At 73.3% G+C, this 15,363-nt stretch carries 13 protein-coding genes and 1 pseudogene; 7 read left to right on the forward strand and 7 right to left on the reverse strand.

Going from position 1 to position 15,363, the window contains the following annotated elements; genetic code table 11:
- Positions 1-111: 111 nt before the first annotated feature.
- Positions 112-852, reverse strand: a complete 741-nt coding sequence (locus G5C51_RS31365; RefSeq protein WP_165242286.1) for a TIGR03089 family protein — start codon at positions 850-852, stop codon at positions 112-114.
- Between the two features lie 76 nt (positions 853-928).
- Here G5C51_RS31365 and G5C51_RS31370 point away from each other — a divergent pair, with 76 nt between their 5' ends.
- Complete coding sequence (locus G5C51_RS31370; protein WP_165242288.1) at positions 929-2,170, forward strand: N-acetylmuramoyl-L-alanine amidase; 1,242 nt, start codon at positions 929-931, stop codon at positions 2,168-2,170.
- 47 nt (positions 2,171-2,217) lie between these two features.
- Entirely contained in the window at positions 2,218-3,147 is a 930-nt protein-coding gene (locus tag G5C51_RS31375; protein ID WP_165242290.1) for a DNA-3-methyladenine glycosylase family protein, read from the forward strand.
- A gap of 43 nt (positions 3,148-3,190) precedes the next feature.
- Here G5C51_RS31375 and G5C51_RS31380 read toward each other — a convergent pair.
- The 5 genes and pseudogenes from G5C51_RS31380 to G5C51_RS31400 form a co-directional block, all read right to left on the reverse strand.
- Positions 3,191-3,424 (reverse strand): annotated as a pseudogene (locus G5C51_RS31380) (hypothetical protein); the annotation flags it as partial.
- A 4-nt stretch (positions 3,425-3,428) separates the two neighbouring features.
- Positions 3,429-3,794: a PH domain-containing protein gene (locus G5C51_RS31385; protein ID WP_165242292.1), complete on the reverse strand. Its 366-nt coding sequence runs from the start codon at positions 3,792-3,794 to the stop codon at positions 3,429-3,431.
- A gap of 27 nt (positions 3,795-3,821) precedes the next feature.
- Positions 3,822-5,117 (reverse strand): coenzyme F420-0:L-glutamate ligase, encoded by a 1,296-nt coding sequence (locus G5C51_RS31390; protein WP_165242294.1) that lies wholly within the window; start codon positions 5,115-5,117, stop codon positions 3,822-3,824.
- Positions 5,114-6,088 (reverse strand): 2-phospho-L-lactate transferase, encoded by a 975-nt coding sequence (gene cofD, locus G5C51_RS31395; protein WP_165242296.1) that lies wholly within the window; start codon positions 6,086-6,088, stop codon positions 5,114-5,116. Before cofD ends, G5C51_RS31390 begins: the two co-directional genes overlap by 4 nt.
- A complete protein-coding gene (locus G5C51_RS31400; RefSeq protein WP_165242298.1) occupies positions 6,064-6,600 on the reverse strand; it encodes a cysteine dioxygenase in 537 nt (178 codons plus the stop codon). Before G5C51_RS31400 ends, cofD begins: the two co-directional genes overlap by 25 nt.
- Before the next feature lie 572 nt (positions 6,601-7,172).
- On the opposite strand from G5C51_RS31400, the gene G5C51_RS31405 reads away from it, so the two are divergent.
- From G5C51_RS31405 to G5C51_RS31415, 3 genes are all read left to right on the forward strand, one after another.
- Positions 7,173-7,436: a WhiB family transcriptional regulator gene (locus G5C51_RS31405; RefSeq protein WP_165242300.1), complete on the forward strand. Its 264-nt coding sequence runs from the start codon at positions 7,173-7,175 to the stop codon at positions 7,434-7,436.
- Between the two features lie 119 nt (positions 7,437-7,555).
- Positions 7,556-11,203 (forward strand): glycosyltransferase family 2 protein, encoded by a 3,648-nt coding sequence (locus G5C51_RS31410; protein ID WP_165242302.1) that lies wholly within the window; start codon positions 7,556-7,558, stop codon positions 11,201-11,203.
- Positions 11,200-12,699 (forward strand): DUF5719 family protein, encoded by a 1,500-nt coding sequence (locus tag G5C51_RS31415; RefSeq protein WP_165242304.1) that lies wholly within the window; start codon positions 11,200-11,202, stop codon positions 12,697-12,699. The genes G5C51_RS31410 and G5C51_RS31415 overlap by 4 nt, the downstream gene beginning before the upstream one ends.
- A 4-nt stretch (positions 12,700-12,703) precedes the next feature.
- Here G5C51_RS31415 and G5C51_RS31420 read toward each other — a convergent pair whose 3' ends face one another.
- Complete coding sequence (locus G5C51_RS31420; RefSeq protein ID WP_165242306.1) at positions 12,704-13,180, reverse strand: metallopeptidase family protein; 477 nt, start codon at positions 13,178-13,180, stop codon at positions 12,704-12,706.
- Between the two features lie 279 nt (positions 13,181-13,459).
- Between G5C51_RS31420 and G5C51_RS31425 the strand changes: the two genes are divergently transcribed.
- A complete protein-coding gene (locus tag G5C51_RS31425; RefSeq protein WP_165242308.1) occupies positions 13,460-13,921 on the forward strand; it encodes a DUF3499 family protein in 462 nt (153 codons plus the stop codon).
- A 65-nt stretch (positions 13,922-13,986) separates the two neighbouring features.
- Complete coding sequence (locus tag G5C51_RS31430) at positions 13,987-15,348, forward strand: phosphomannomutase/phosphoglucomutase (protein WP_165242310.1); 1,362 nt, start codon at positions 13,987-13,989, stop codon at positions 15,346-15,348.
- Positions 15,349-15,363: the final 15 nt, after the last annotated feature.

Genomic DNA, 15,363 nt, shown 5'->3' on the forward strand with positions numbered 1-15,363 from the left:
GGGAGGTGGGGGCGCCACCTGAACGGCGGCGGGTTTAGGCCTTCTACCTGCGGGTTTGCCGCCGGCGCGGGGTCGTTCCTGCTGTCGGCCGGTCGGGTGACGGGCGGCGGGTCAGGCCACGTGTGTGACCCGCTCGTCCGTGTGCCGCTTCTCCAGGGCGGCCCCTTCGAGCCGGTCCAGGTGCGGGCACAGGACCACGGAGCCGTGGGCGGCGAGCGGGGCCAGCAGGCCCGCGGAGAGGCCCGGCCAGGAGTCCCAGGGGCGGGCGGAGAGGAGGCGGGAGCCGTTCGCGAGGCCGAGTTCGGAGGCGTCCGCGGCCGCGCGGGCCGCGGCCTCGGCACCCGTGAGCTCCTCGCCGGCGACGGCGAGCGCCGGGGAGCCCGGGTCCACCGGCGAGAACGGCGCGAAGTCGTCCGGCTGGCCCGGGACCTCCACCGCGTAGTCGCGATAGCCCTCCGGCGGCGCCGGGAAGCGGGCGCCCAGCGGGCGGAGGCCGAGGGCGATGCGCTCGCCGGAGCAGGCGCGGCCGGGGCCGAGGGCGTCCGGCCCGGCGATCACCAGGTCGGCGGACTTCGGGTCGCCGCCCACGTCGGCCACGACGCCGGTGGCCGAGCAGGCGAGCAGCCAGACGGCGGTCTGCCAGTGCGCGGGCAGCAGGATCGCGGCGCGGTCGCCGGGCTCCGCGGCCAGCTCGCCCTGGAGCAGGTTCGCGGTCTTGGCGACCCAGTTGGCGGTGGTGACGGCGGACAGCTCGACGCGTTCGCCGGTGGTGTCGTCGTAGTACGTGATCAGCGGGTGCGTCGGGTTCGCGGCGAGCGCCGACGTCAGCAGCGAGTACGGGGTGGCAGTCATCAGCGGCAGCGTACCCGTACTCCAGTTGGAAGCTGACGAATAGACAGATTTACGTGTATCTGCGGAGGATTCAGGCATGCGCACTCTACTCGCTTCCTCCATAGGGCTTTGCGCCGTTACGGCCGCCACCGCCCTCCTCGCTCCGGCCGCCGTATCCGCGTCTCCCGCTACGACCGTCGCCGCCGCCGAGGACCAACTCCCCGGCGGAACCCAGTCGCTGCCGCTGAACCCGCTCGCCACCGACCGCGCCCCCGGTGCGGGCATGGGCCTCAAGCCGCGGGACGTACGGCCCTTCTCCCTCGTCGGCGTCATCTGGGACGACCCGGCCGCGCACCTTCAGGCCCGGGCCCAGGTCCGTACCCGGGAGCGGGACTCCGGGGACTGGACCGGCTGGCAGGACCTGCACGGGCACACCGAGGACGCCCCCGACCCGGGCAGCGCCGAGGGCTCGGGCCCCGGCGCGCGCGGCGCCACCGCCCCGCTGTGGGTGGGGGAGAGCGACGCCGTGCAGGTGCGGGTGCTGCCCGGCGATCCCACCGACAAGGCGCGGCCCGCGCTGCCGAAGGGGCTGCGGGTGGAGCTGGTCTCGCCCGGCGCCGAGCCGGGCGACCGCGCGGGCGGTGCCGGACAGGCGGCGGTACGGGCCCCGGGGCCCGCTGAGCTGCCGGCGCTGAGCAAGGCGGAGACCGAGAAGATGGCGGGGCGGCCGTTCATCGGCCCGCGGCCGCGCATCACCACCCGCAGCGGGTGGGGCGCGAAGCAGCTGCTGATCAAGAAGCACCTGCACTACACGTCGACGGTCAAGGCCGCCTTCGTGCACCACACCGTCACCGGCAACGGCTACTCCTGCTCGCAGTCGCCCGCGGTGATGCGGAGCATCTACCGCTATCACGTGAAGTCCCAGGGCTGGGACGACTTCGGCTACAACTTCGCCGTCGACAAGTGCGGCCGGATCTTCGAGGGCCGGTCGGGCGGCGTGACGCGGGCGGTGCAGGGCGCGCACACGTACGGCTTCAACCAGAACAGCATGGGCGTCGCCGTCATCGGCACCTACGACAGCGCCTCGGTCCCGAAGGCGGCGGAGAACGCGGTCGCCCGGCTGACCGCCTGGAAGCTGGGCCTCTTCGGCCGCAACCCGGCCGGCAAGGTGACGCTCACCTCGGGCGGCGGCAACAAGTACCCGAAGGGCCGGAAGGTCACCATGAGCGTCATCTCGGGCCACCGGGACGGCTTCGTGACGGAGTGCCCGGGCGGGCGGCTGTACGCGCGCCTCGGCGCGGCCCGGACGAGCTCGGCGCATCTCCAGGGACGGAGGTGACGGAGCTGCCACGGCCTGTCGGCGGAAGGCGATAGCCTGCCGCAGTCATGGCCACCCCGCTCCGCCGTCGCGTCGTGCCTCCCGGCCCGTACGACCTCCGCCGCTCGCTGCGCGTCCTGCAGCGCGGCCCCGGCGACCCCGCCTACCGGGTCGCCGGGGGCGCGGTCTGGCGATCGAGTCGTACGCCGGCCGGGGCCGGCACGCTGCGGATCCGTACCGACGCGGCGGCCGGGGCGATCGAGGCCGAGGCCTGGGGCCCTGGGGCGGAGTGGCTGCTGGAGCAGCTGCCCGCCCTGCTCGGCGTCGAGGACGAGCCGGAGGCATTCGCCCCGCGCCACAAGGTCGTTGCCCGCGCCTGGCTGCGCAATCCCGGCATCCGCCTGGTCCGTACGGGCCTGGTGCTGGAGTCGCTGATCCCCTCGATCCTGGAGCAGAAGGTCACCACCGACGAGGCCTACCGCGCCTGGCGCCTGCTCCTGTGGCGGCACGGCGAACCGGCGCCGGGCCCGGCGGAGGGCGCGCCGCGGCTGCGGGTGATGCCGGATCCGCGGGGCTGGGCCAGGATCCCGTCCTGGGAATGGCATCGCGCGGGCGTCGACGCCAAGCGCTCGGACACGGCGGTACGGGCCGCCCGGGTCGCCCCCCGCCTGGAGGAGGCGGCGGCGATGGACGAGGCCGCGGCCTCGCGCCGCCTGCAACTGGTCTCCGGCATCGGCCCGTGGACGGCGGCCGAGACGCTGCAGCGGGTCATCGGCGCCCCGGACGCGGTCACGGTCGGCGACCTCCACCTGCCGCGCATGGTCGGCTACTCCCTCGCGGGCGAACGGGACGCCGACGACCCCCGCATGCTGGAACTCCTCGAGCCCTACGCCACCCAGTCCCAGCGCCACCGCGCCACCCGCTACATCACCCTCGGCGGCACGATGCCCCCCCGCCGCGAACCAAAGCGCCAAATCTGGGACATCGCCGCCCTCTGAGCAGGCGCACACGACCTGGGCGCCGGCCTGCGCCAACTGGTCAGAGCCCGCGCTGCAGGAACTTCCCCCGGAAGGCGGCCAGAAAGCCCTCGCCATGGCTGACGGTGTCCGGCTCGAAGCGCGTTGACTTGCCGGAGCCGTTCTCGCCGACGTGGAAGGTCACCGGGGTGGTGAAGCGCAGGCCGTCCGCGGTCAGCGCCCGTACGCAGGGCACGGTCCAGGGCCACTCGTCCTCGTCGCGGTGGAGGTCCCGGACGTAGGCGCGCTCGACGATCACGCAGCTATCGTGCGACGAACTGCGTCAGGATCGCCTGCACCTCGTAGATGTCGACGCCCTTGGTGAAGGTCTTCTGCAGCGGCTCATGCGTGCCGGAGAGCCAGATCTTCAGCTCGGCGTCCAGGTCGAAGTGCCCGGCGGTCTCGACGGCGAAGTGCGTGATGCTCTTGTACGGGACCGAGTGGTACTCGACCTTCTTGCCGGTCAGCCCCTGCTTGTCGATCAGCACCAGCCGCCGGTCGGTGAACAGCATCGTGTCCCGTATCAGCAGATACGCCGCGTGCACCTGCTCACCGTGCCCGAGCAGCCGGGCGTAGTCCTGCTGGGCCGTCGCCGGGTCTATCGCGTGGGCGTTGCCGAAGAGTGCCATGGGTCGCCTTCCTGAGCGGTGCCCGCGTCAGCGGATCTCGATGAAGTCCTCGGCCGGCCGGCCGGGACGCTCGCGCGGGGGAGCAGCCGCGTGGCCCACCGCCACGGTGCCCATCGGGTCCCAGCCTGCCGGGAGGTCCAGCACCTCGCGGACCACATCGCGGCAGAACATCGTCGAGGACACCCACGCCGAGCCCAGCCCCTCGCCCGCGAGCGCGACGAGCAGGTTCTGCACGCCGGCGCCCATCGCGACGACGAACATCTCGCGCTCGGCGGCGTTCCGGCGGCCGTCCGGATACGTATGCGCGCCGGAGGTCTCCAGGCAGGGCACGACGAGATACGGCGCGTCACGCAGGAAGTCACCGCGGCGGATCCGCTTGGCGATCGACTCCTCCGTGAAGCCGGACAGCTCCCGGAGGTCCTCGATCCAGGCCTCGCGCATCGCGTCCAGGAGTTTGGTACGGACCGACGCGGACTCCAGCAGCACGAACCGCCACGGCGTGGTGTGGTGCGGCGCCGGGGCGGTCACCGCCGCGGACACCGCGCGGCGCACCGCGGCCGGGTCCACGGGCTCTGCCGTGAACTCCCGCACGGTCCTGCGCTGCGTCACCGCCTCCCGTACCGCCTCGGAGGTGCCGAGCCGGAACATGTCCTGGGCGGCGTCCCGCACCAGGGCCTTCGCCCCCTCGGAGCCGTCCTCGACCAGGTGCCCGAGGCCGCGGACGACGGCCACCGGCAGCCCGTCCGCCTTGCCCTTCACCAGCTCACCCGCCGCGGCCAGCTCATCCGCCGTCGCCACGACCGTGACGCCGAGCGGATTGCCGAAGGAGTCCTCGCCGCCGCGCAGATCGTCCAGCACCTGCACGCCCGCGGCGCCGATGCCGACGTCGGTGAGGCCGTTGCGCCAGGGGCGCCCGAAGGTGTCGGTGACGATCACGCCGATCTCGACGCCGAGCGCCTCCTGGAGCCCGTCGCGCAGGGCGCGCGCCGAGGCGTCCGGGTCCTCGGGGAGGAGCAGGATCGTGCCGGGCGGCGTATTCGAGGCGTCGACCCCGGCCGCCGCCATCACCAGCCCGCTGCGGGTCTCCACGATCCGGGTCGGCCCGCGCCGGGCCACCACCCGTACCGCCTCGGCGTCGATCGCCGCCTCGCGGTCGTCGGCCCGGACGATACGGCCCTCGGCCTTGCTCACGATCTTCGACGTGACCAGCAGGATGTCGCCGTCGGCCAGCTCGGGTGAGGTCGCCGCGATCAGCTCCACCAGGTCATCGCCCGGCCGCACCTCGGGGATGCCGGGCAGCGCCCAGACCCGGTAGCCGCTCATACAGCGCGTACCTCCTCGGCCAGCGCAAGGGCCTCAGCCGCCATCCGCGCCGACGCGTCCGTGTCCGTCATCATCAGCGGCACCGCCCGACAGCGGATCCCGGCCTCCTCGACCGGCCCCACATGGCCCGCGTCGACCTCGTCGACGAGCCAGCCGTCGATCAGCCCGGACCCGTAATGCAGCGCCACGGCGGAGGCGGTGGACTCCACGCCGACCGCGGCCAGGACCTTGTCGGCCATGCCGCGTACGGGCGCGTCGCCGACGATCGGCGACAGGCCGACCACCGGCACGCCCGCGTCGGCGATCGCCTCGCGGATGCCGGGGACGGCGAGGATGGTGCCGACGGAGACGACCGGGTTGGACGGCGGGAAGAGGATCACGTCGGCGTCGGCGATGGCCTCCAGCACGCCGGGCGCGGGCTTCGCCTGGTCCGCGCCGACGGGCACGATGGCCTCGGCCGGTACGGAGGCGCGCAGCCGCACCCAGTACTCCTGGAAGTGCACCGCCTTGCGCTCGCCGTCGACCTCCACGGCCACGTGCGTCTCCACGCGGTCGTCGGACATCGGCAGCAGCCGTACGCCCGGCTGCCAGCGCTCGCACAGCGCCTCGGTGACGGCGGAGAGCGGATAGCCCGCGGCCAGCATCTGGGTCCGGACGATGTGGGTGGCGAAGTCCCGGTCGCCGAGGCCGAACCACTCGGGCCCGACCCCGTACGCCTTCAGCTCGTCCTTCACCGCGAAGGTCTCGTCGGCGCGGCCCCAGCCCTGCCCCTCGTGGATGCCGCCGCCCAGGGTGTACATGACGGTGTCGAGGTCGGGACAGACCTTCAGCCCGAAGAGGTGGATGTCGTCGCCGGTGTTCCCGATGACGGTGATGTCGGCGTCGGGCGCGGCCTGCTGCAGGCCGCGCAGAAAGCGGGCGCCGCCGATGCCCCCGGCCAGGACGACTATGCGAGATGCACGCTGTTGCATGCGGCCCAGTCTGTCAGGGCCGCATCGGGAGTGGTCGTGTGCATCGGCATCTCGGTCAGGCCGGGGTAGTAGACGTGCAGGCTCACGGCCGGCGTCAGCGCGGCGTTGACCACCTCGTGTACGTACCCGGGCGCGAAGACGCGCTGCGCGCCGGGCGTGAGGTTGCGCCGGGCCGCGCCCGCGGTTTCGGTCAACTCCCCCTCGAGCACCGTGAGTACGCCGGACGACGGGCCGTGGTCATGTGCCCCGGTGCCCTGCCCCGGCAGCCAGCTGAGCAGCCAGACCTCGTAGCCGGGGCCGGTCTGCAGGCGGTGGTACCAGCGGGTGGTCGGGTCGTACGCGACCAGCGGCGCCCAGCGGTCGCGGTCGGCCGCGATCGTCCGGGCGAGGCCGGCGAAGCCGGCGACGGTGGCGGGGTGGGCCGGCTCCGCGGGCAGCAGGTGCGGGAGGGCGAGCGGGTCGCCGGCGATGGAGATGTCGCTGAGCTGGGGAAGCGAGGCGTCGCTGAGCATGTCGGATGCGCTGATTTCCGGGAGGTGGTGCTTGGCGGGCAGGGCGGGCTGGAGCTGGAGCTCAGAGAGAGCTGCGACAGCTACAACAGCGGCGCGTGGCGCGCGTACCAAACATGACGCCTAGCAGAGCGTGTCCGGGACCGGATGTCAACCTGATGTCCGGTTTGCTCCGTACGATTCACCCCTTCCGGTTGCCCCCCGAGGCGAAAGGTTTTGGCAGCTCGTTGGAGAGGGAGATGCGGCTTCATCGACCCGCGTACGCCGTTGCCGTTCTGTGATGCGACTGTGATCCTTTTCGCTTCCGTGCGCGGGTTGCAACGGGATCGCCGTTCCGTTCGTCAGTCCTCCATAAGGGCGACGGCCGACTCGGGGCCCTATGGGAGTGTCATGGTTTCGACCGATATGAACACTTTTCGTGAGGGCTTGGTTCCGCAGGGTGAATAAGGGGTCCAATAGCAGATCCCGGCTTGACTGGCCCGGAGTGACGCACTTGTAATTTCACTCGTGTCGTCCGGGCAATTCGATAACGACGGCATCACGGGGAAGCACAGAGGCAAGCGAGGGGCGCGCACATGACCGAGCTGTTCGAGCACGTGCTGGTCGATGAGACGGACGAGGAGCTCGGCTGGCAGGAGCGCGCGCTCTGCGCCCAGACGGATCCTGAATCCTTCTTCCCGGAGAAGGGCGGCTCCACCCGCGAGGCGAAGAAGGTGTGCCTCGCCTGCGAGGTCCGCTCCGAGTGCCTCGAATACGCCCTCGCCAACGACGAGCGCTTCGGCATCTGGGGCGGTCTCTCGGAGCGCGAGCGCCGGCGGCTGAAGAAGGCGGCGCTGTAGTCCCGTACACCACATAGCGCTGCATAACGGCCGGTACGTCTCCCCAAGCGCGGCACAGGGGAGGCGTACCGGCCGTTAGTGTGGGTGGCCGTCCGCAGCACGTCCCCCAAAGAGGACCGATGTCCACGCCAAACGCAGCGCCCCCAGCAGGCGAATCAGCGGCGGCCCCCGAGCTGCCGCAGCACGTCGTCACCGCCGTGCTCGTCTCGCACGACGGCGAGCGCTGGCTGCCCGATGTGCTCGCCGGTATCGCTGCCCAGCAGCGGCCGGTCCAGAACGTCATCGCAGCCGACACCGGTTCCGCCGACGGCTCCGCCCGCATCCTGGCCGAGTCGCTCGGCGCCGAGCGGATCCTGCACCTCGCCCGCCGCACCTCCTTCGGCGCGGCCGTCGACGAGGCCGCCCGTACGGCAGGACCGCTCGGCCCGGATCAACTGCCGTATCTCCGCCGCCCCAGCGGCTGGGACCCGGTCACCAGGACCTGGCACGACGAGGCGTACGACATGCCCGAGCTGCCGTACGGCGAGCCCGTGCAGTGGCTGTGGCTGCTGCACGACGACGCCGCCCCGGAGCCGGGCACGCTGCAGAACCTGCTGCGGGTCGCCGCCGCCACGCCGTCGGCCACCGTCGTCGGGCCCAAGCTGCGCGGCTGGTACGACCGCCGGCAGCTGCTCGAGACCGGCGTCTCCATCGCCAACTCCGGCCGCCGCTGGACCGGCATCGACCGGCGCGAGCAGGACCAGGGGCAGCACGACGGCGTCCGCGACGTGTTGTCCGTGTCCACCGCCGGGATGCTGATCCGGCGCGATGTCTACGAGCAGCTCGGCGGCTTCGACCAGCGGCTGCCGCTGATGCGCGACGACGTCGACCTGTGCTGGCGCGCCCGCCAGGCCGGGCACCGGGTGCTGATCGCCCCCGACGCCGTCATGCGGCACGCCGAGGCGGCCGCCCGCGAGCGGCGCTCCATCGACTGCATCGGCCGCGGCCGCGCCAAGGGCGCCAGCCCGCACCGCGTCGACAAGGCCGGCGCCGCGTACGCGCTGCTGGCCAACTCACCCGCGGGCAAGCTGCCCTGGATCGCCTTCCGGCTGATCCTCGGCACCCTGCTGCGCACCATCGCCTACCTGGTGGGCAAGGTCCCGCGGCAGGCCCTCGACGAGATCGCCGGGCTGGGGTCCGTACTGCTGCGGCCGCACCGGATCATCTCCGCGCGGCGCCGGCGGGGGCGGCCGAATGTGCCGCCGAGCGAGCTCAAGCCGCTCTTCCCGCGGCGCGGCGCGACCGTGCGGGTCACCTTCGAGCAGGTGCTCAGCAACTTCAGCGGGAAGGCCGAGGAGGACCGCTCCGGCGGCGGGCGGCACGGGGCCGTCGAGACCGGGCCCGGGGACGACGAGGCCGACTTTCTCGAGGTCGAGCAGTTCGCCCGGGTGAAGCGGGTCGCCCGCAAGCCGGGTCCGGTGCTCTTCGCCGTGCTGCTGCTCGCCTCGCTGATCGCCTGCCGGGCGCTGCTCGGCGGCGGGTCGCTCATGGGCGGCGCGCTGCTGCCGGCGCCGGACGGGGCGGGCGAGCTGTGGTCGCGGTACGTGGACGCCTGGCATCCGCTCGGGGTCGGCGGCACCGAGGCCGCGCCGCCGTATCTCGCGGTACTCGCCTCCCTGGCCACCGTGCTCTTCGGATCCACGAACTTCGCGCTCACGCTGCTGCTCGTCTGCTCGGTGCCGCTGGCCGGGCTGACCGCGTACTTCGCCTCCCGGCCGCTGCTGCCCTCCCGGCTGCTGCGCGCATGGGGCAGCGTCGCCTACGCCTTCCTGCCCGCCACCACCGGCGCCCTCGCCGGCGGCCGGCTCGGCACCTGCGTGCTGGCCATCCTGCTGCCGCTGATCGCCCGCGTGGCGGTCGCGGCCAGCGGACTGCGCCGGGAGTCCGCGCGGCCCGCGTGGCGGCCCGCCTGGGCGTACGCGCTGCTGCTGACGATCACCACCGCCTTCACCCCGGTCGTCTGGCCGATCGCGCTCGTGCTCGCCGCCGCCGTGCTCGGCTTCCGGGCCGCGACCGGGCGCGGCCAGCTCGGGGCGTACGGGCTGCGGCTGCTGGCCGCGCTGGCCACCCCGATGGTGGTGCTCGCCCCGTGGTCGCTGCAGCTGCTCGGCTCGCCCTCCCGCTTCTTCGGCGAGGCCGGGCTCGACCGGGCCGTCCCCGACGTCTCCGCGACCGACCTGCTGCTCGCCGCCCCCGGCGGGCCGAACGGCGCCGGCGGCATCCTGCTCGTCGGCGTGCTGCTCGCCGCCCTCGCCGCCCTGCTGCGCGGCGACCGCGAGCTCGCGGTCCGTACCGCCTGGGCGGCCGCCGCCGCGGGCTTCCTCTTCGCCGCGCTCGGCGCAGGCGAGGCCTGGGCCGGACCGGCCTCGCTCGTCTACGGAACGGCGCTGCTGGCCGCCGCGGTGCTCGGCGCCGACGGGGCCCGGCACCGGGTCGCCGAGCAGTCCTTCGGCTGGCGGCAGCCGGTCGCCGTGCTCATCGCCGCCGCCTGCGCGATCGGGCCGCTGCTGCTCGCCGCCGGCTGGATGGCGAGCGGCGCCGACGGGCCGCTGGAGCGGCGCGACCCGGCGCAGGTGCCGGCGTTCGTCGCCGAGGAGGCGAACACGGCCGACCAGCCGCGCACCCTCGTCCTCGACGGCACCCCCGGCGAGGTCGGCTACACGCTCGTCCGCGGCTCAGGCGCCCGCCTCGGCGACGCCGAACTCGCGGAGAGCGCGGGCCAGAACGACCGCCTCTCCGCCGCCGTCGCGAACCTCGTCGCCGGCTCCGGCGCCGACCAGACCGCCGCCCTCGGCGACTACGCGGTCCGGTACGTGCTCGTACGGCAGGACGCGGTGCGGGAGTTCGGCCGGGTGCTGGACACCACCACCGGGCTCACCAAGCTCAGCGACCAGAACGGCAGCGCCCTGTGGCGCATCGACCGCAAGGTCTCCCGCGTCACCATCACCGGCGGCAAGCCGGGCCCGGGCCAGGAGGCGGGCGCCGCGGTGGCGCCGGCCGCCGTGCCGGCCGGTCCCGTCGACGTGCACACCGACATCAAGGGCGGCCCGGACGGCCGGGTGCTGCGGCTCGCCGACTCCTTCGACGGCGGCTGGCAGGCCACCCTCGACGGCAAGGCGCTGAAGCCGGTCAAGGCCGACGGCTGGGCGCAGGGCTTCGAACTGCCCGCGTCCGGCGGCCGGCTGGACGTCACGTACGACACCCCGGTCAGCCACACCGGCTGGGTCTGGGCGCAGGCGGGCATGGCGCTGGTCGTGCTGGTGCTCGCGCTGCCCGGCAGGCGGCGGGAGATCGACGACGACCTGCCCGAGGTGGCCGCCCCCGCTCCCGTCCCGGCCGAGCCGGTGGCCGGCGAGGGCCGGCGGGCCCGGCGGCTGCGCGCGGCCGCGGCGGCGCAGCCGGGCGGCGACGGCGAGCAGGTGCCCGCCGCACCGGAGCACGCCCCGCAGCCGGAGCCCGCGGCCGTACCGCAGCAGCCGGACTACGCCGCCTGGGACAGCGCGGGTTACGCCGATCCGTACGGCGCCCAGCAGCAGCCCGATTACGGGCAGGGCGGCACCGGCTACGACTACGACCCGGGCTATTACACGCAGCCCTCCGCCGAGTACGCGCAGCCGGAGCAGGGCCAGGCCTACGCGCACCCCGAGCCGGACCAGGCCGCGTACGACTTCCAGGCCTTCGGCACGTCTGGGGACGGCACCACCGACGGAAGCGATCAGCAGCGATGACCCGCAACACCCTTGCCCTTGCCGCCGTTTGCGCCGCGCTGGCCGCGATCACCGGCGTGGCCGCGGTCACCGTCCCCGACGGCGACGCCGGGGCGGACACCGCGCCCGCCGCGGCGAAGCGGCTCCCGGTCGAGCGCGCCACGCTGGTGTGCCCGGCGCCGGCCGGGTCCGACGTCGGCGAGAGCACGTACACCTCCTTCACCCCCAGCGGTGACGGCAAGAAGGGCAGCGCCGCGCTGAAGCCCGCCGCCCGCGACGACGCGGACGGCAAGGCGGGCGACGACGCGAAGCGCGGCAAGGCCGTCGCCGAGCTGAAGCAGCCCGGCAAGCCGGTCGTCGCGCAGACCGGCGCCGAGCAGCCGCCCGCGCTCGTCGGCCAGGCCGGCGGCGGCTTCGCGCCCGGCTGGACGGTGCAGCAGACCTCCGAGATCGACGCGGGCGACGGGCGCGGCCTGTCGGGGGCGCGGTGCACGGCGCCCGACACCGAGTTCTGGTTCCCCGGCGCCTCCACCGACAAGGACCGGCACGACTACGTCACGCTCGCCAACCCCGACGCGGAACCGGCCGTCGTGGACATCGAGCTGCACGGCAAGTCCGGCGCCCTGCGCAACCGTACGGGCGAGGGCATCACCATCCCCGCCCACTCCTCCACCGAGGTGCTGCTCTCCACCCTCACCGACGAGCCGCAGACCAACCTCGCCGTGAAGGTCACCGCCCGCTCCGGCCGGATCGGCGCCGCCGTGCGCGCGGCCGACACCAAGCTCGGCGGCGACTGGCTGCAGGCCTCCGCCGCCCCGGCCCCGTCGGTGGTGATCCCCGGCATCCCCGAGGACGCCACCTCGGTGCGTCTGGTCGCCTACGCGCCCGGCGCCGACGACGCGGACGTGAAGGTGCGGCTGGCCGGTCCGGCCAGCAGCATCGCCCCGGCGGGCCACGAGACCCTGCATGTGAAGGCGGGCATGACCGCGGCCGTCGACCTCGGTGACGTCACCAAGGGCGAGCCCGGCTCGCTGGTGCTGACGCCGACCGCGGACGGGGGCACGCCGATCGTCGCGGCGGTACGGGTGACCCGGGGCAAGGGCCGCGAGCAGGAACTGGGCTTCATCCCGGCCACGAGCGCGATCAGCGAGCGCGGAACGGCGGCCGGAAGCCAGGCGAAGGGCAGCACGCTGGCGCTGACCGCGCCGGGCAAGAAGGCGGCGAAGGTGAAGGTCGTCTCGTCCGCGGGCAGCGGCGGCGGCGAACCGGCCGAGAAGACATACACCGTCAAGCCGGGCACGACGATGTCGGTGACCCCGCCCGCCCCTTCGGGCCTGAAGGGCGCCTTCGCGGTGACCGTGGAGAAGCTCTCGGGCGGTGCGGTGTACGCGTCGCGCACGCTCACGTCGAAGACGGCGGGGGCGAAGTCCTTCACCGTGCAGGGCCTGCCGGACGATGGCTCGACGGTGGCGGTGCCGGAGGCGGAGTCGGACCTGTCGGTGCTCGGGCGGGACTGAGCGCTCAGTCCTGCCCGTACTGCGGGTCGACCGACTCCGGGGTGAGCCCCAGCAGTTCGGCGACCTGCTCGACCACGATCTCGTGCACCAGCAGCGCGCGCTCGTCGCGGTTCTTGGCGCGGATCTCCACCGGGCGCCGGTAGACCACGATGCGGTCGGGATGCTGCTCGGGGACGGCCTTGATGACCCTCCCGAGCGGCACGGCCGCGTCGTCGTCCTCCCATGCGCCGCCGTCCGCCTGCCCGTTGTCCTTCAGCGGTACGTCCAGTACGCCGAACTCCACCTCGGACAGCTGCGGCAGCCGCCGCTGCAGCCGTTGCGCGGAGTCGAGGACGAGATCGATGAACGCGTCGGAGCGGGTCACCGCGAGCGGCACCTGCGGCGGCGCTACGGGCCCGCGCATGCCGCGGCCATGGCGGTCGCGCCGGCGCGGCCGTGATTCGTCGGTGCGGGATGCCGCCCGGTCCTGTGCGTGGTCCATCAATCATGAGCGTAGCCCTCCGAGGGCCTTCTCATGCGGCGCTGCGCGCAGGTTCTGTACTGGTGGCGCATGTCGCGGAGTGAACATTTCCGGCCTCCTTTTGCTCGTGGTGCGGCTGACAAGAGACCGTGGATTTCACACGTATTGACGGTTTTTGCTCCGCATGATGACCAGCTGTGGTCATCGTGTGACCGTTCTGCGGAAGATCCGTGCAGGTCAGCGGGGGCAGCACGAAGCGCCCGAGGCGGCAACTCGGGAACGACACGGCAGAGTGACGTGGTGAAGAGTCGTCGCGGCCCGCTCAGGAGTGCGGTACCGTCCAACGCTGTGAGCCCTGTACGTCGCTGTTCGCGCACCGCCTGCGGCCGTCCTGCCGTTGCGACGCTGACGTACGTCTACGCCGATTCCACGGCGGTGCTCGGGCCGCTCGCCACGTATGCCGAGCCGCATTGCTACGACTTGTGCACCGAGCACTCCGAGCGGCTGACCGCCCCGCGCGGCTGGGAGGTCGTCCGGCTGGCCATCGCGCCGGGCCCGGCGCGGCACAGCAGCGACGATCTCGAGGCGCTCGCCAACGCCGTCCGCGAGGCCGCCCGCCCGCACCGCGGCATGGGGCATCCCCGGCCGGAGGCTGGGGAAGGCTCGGCGGAGCGGATGGCCGCCCCCTCGGAGCGGACGGCCGACCCGATGGAGGTCGCCCGCCGCGGCCATCTGCGGGTGCTGCGCTCGCCGGAGGGCTGAGGCGCCTCATCGCCGCCCGCGCGGGTTAGTGTTCGTACCGGACATTGACTTACGGGAGGGCAGCCGTGACTGATCTGTCGGGCATCGTGAAGGCCTACGACGTGCGCGGGGTTGTCCCCGATGACTGGGACGAGACGTTCGCGGAGCTCTTCGGCGCGGCCTTCGTCCAGGTGACCGGCGCGGACGCGATCGTCGTCGGCCATGACATGCGGCCGTCGTCGCCCGGCCTGGCGCGCGCCTTCGCGCGCGGCGCGGCCGACCAGGGCGCGGCGGTGACCGAGATCGGGCTGTGCTCGACGGACCAGCTGTACTTCGCGAGCGGGAGCATGAATCTGCCGGGCGCGATGTTCACCGCCTCCCACAACCCCGCCCAGTACAACGGCATCAAGATGTGCCGGGCGGGCGCGGCGCCGGTCGGCCAGGACACCGGACTCGGCGAGATCCGGGCGCTGGTGGAGCAGTGGGCGGACGGCGGCGGCCCGGCGGCGGTGGCGTCTCCCGGGCTGATCACGCAGCGGGACACCCTGGTGGATTACGCGGCACATCTGCGGTCGCTGGTGGACCTGTCGTCGTCGCGGCCGCTGAAGGTGGTGGTGGACGCGGGCAACGGCATGGGCGGCCACACGGTCCCGACCGTCTTCGCGGGTCTCCCGATCGACATCGTCCCCATGTACTTCGAGCTGGACGGCAGCTTCCCCAACCACGAGGCGAACCCGCTCGATCCGAAGAACATCGTCGACCTGCAGGAGCGGGTCCGGGCGGAGGGCGCGGACGCCGGCATCGCCTTCGACGGCGACGCGGACCGCTGCTTCGTGGTGGACGAGCGCGGCGAGCCGGTGTCCCCGTCGGCGATCACGGCCCTGGTCGCGGGCCGCGAGCTGGCGAAGAACGGCGGCAAGGGCATCGTCATCCACAACCTGATCACGTCGTGGTCGGTGCCGGAGGTGGTGAAGGAGAACGGCGGCACCCCCGTCCGTACCCGGGTCGGCCACTCCTTCATCAAGGAGGAGATGGCCAAGACCGGCGCCATCTTCGGCGGCGAGCACTCGGCGCACTACTACTTCCGCGACTTCTGGAACGCGGACACGGGGATGCTGGCGGCGCTGCACGTGCTGGCGGCCCTGGGCGAGCAGGACGGCCCGCTGTCGCAGCTGACGGCGGAGTACGACCGCTACGCGGCCTCGGGCGAGATCAACTCGACGGTGGCCGATCAGGCGGACCGCCTCGCGGCGGTGAAGTCCGCGTACGGCACCCGGGAGGGCGTCACGATCGACGAACTGGACGGCCTGACGGTGACGTCGGCGGACTGGTGGTTCAACTTGCGCGCGTCGAACACGGAACCACTGCTGCGCTTGAACGTGGAAGCGCGGAACGCTGCCACGATGGAGCGCGTACGGGACGAGGCCCTGGCCCTGGTGCGCGCCTGACGGTTTTTCCCACCC

Source organism: Streptomyces coryli, assembly GCF_011044975.1.
GTDB lineage: Bacteria > Actinomycetota > Actinomycetes > Streptomycetales > Streptomycetaceae > Streptomyces > Streptomyces coryli.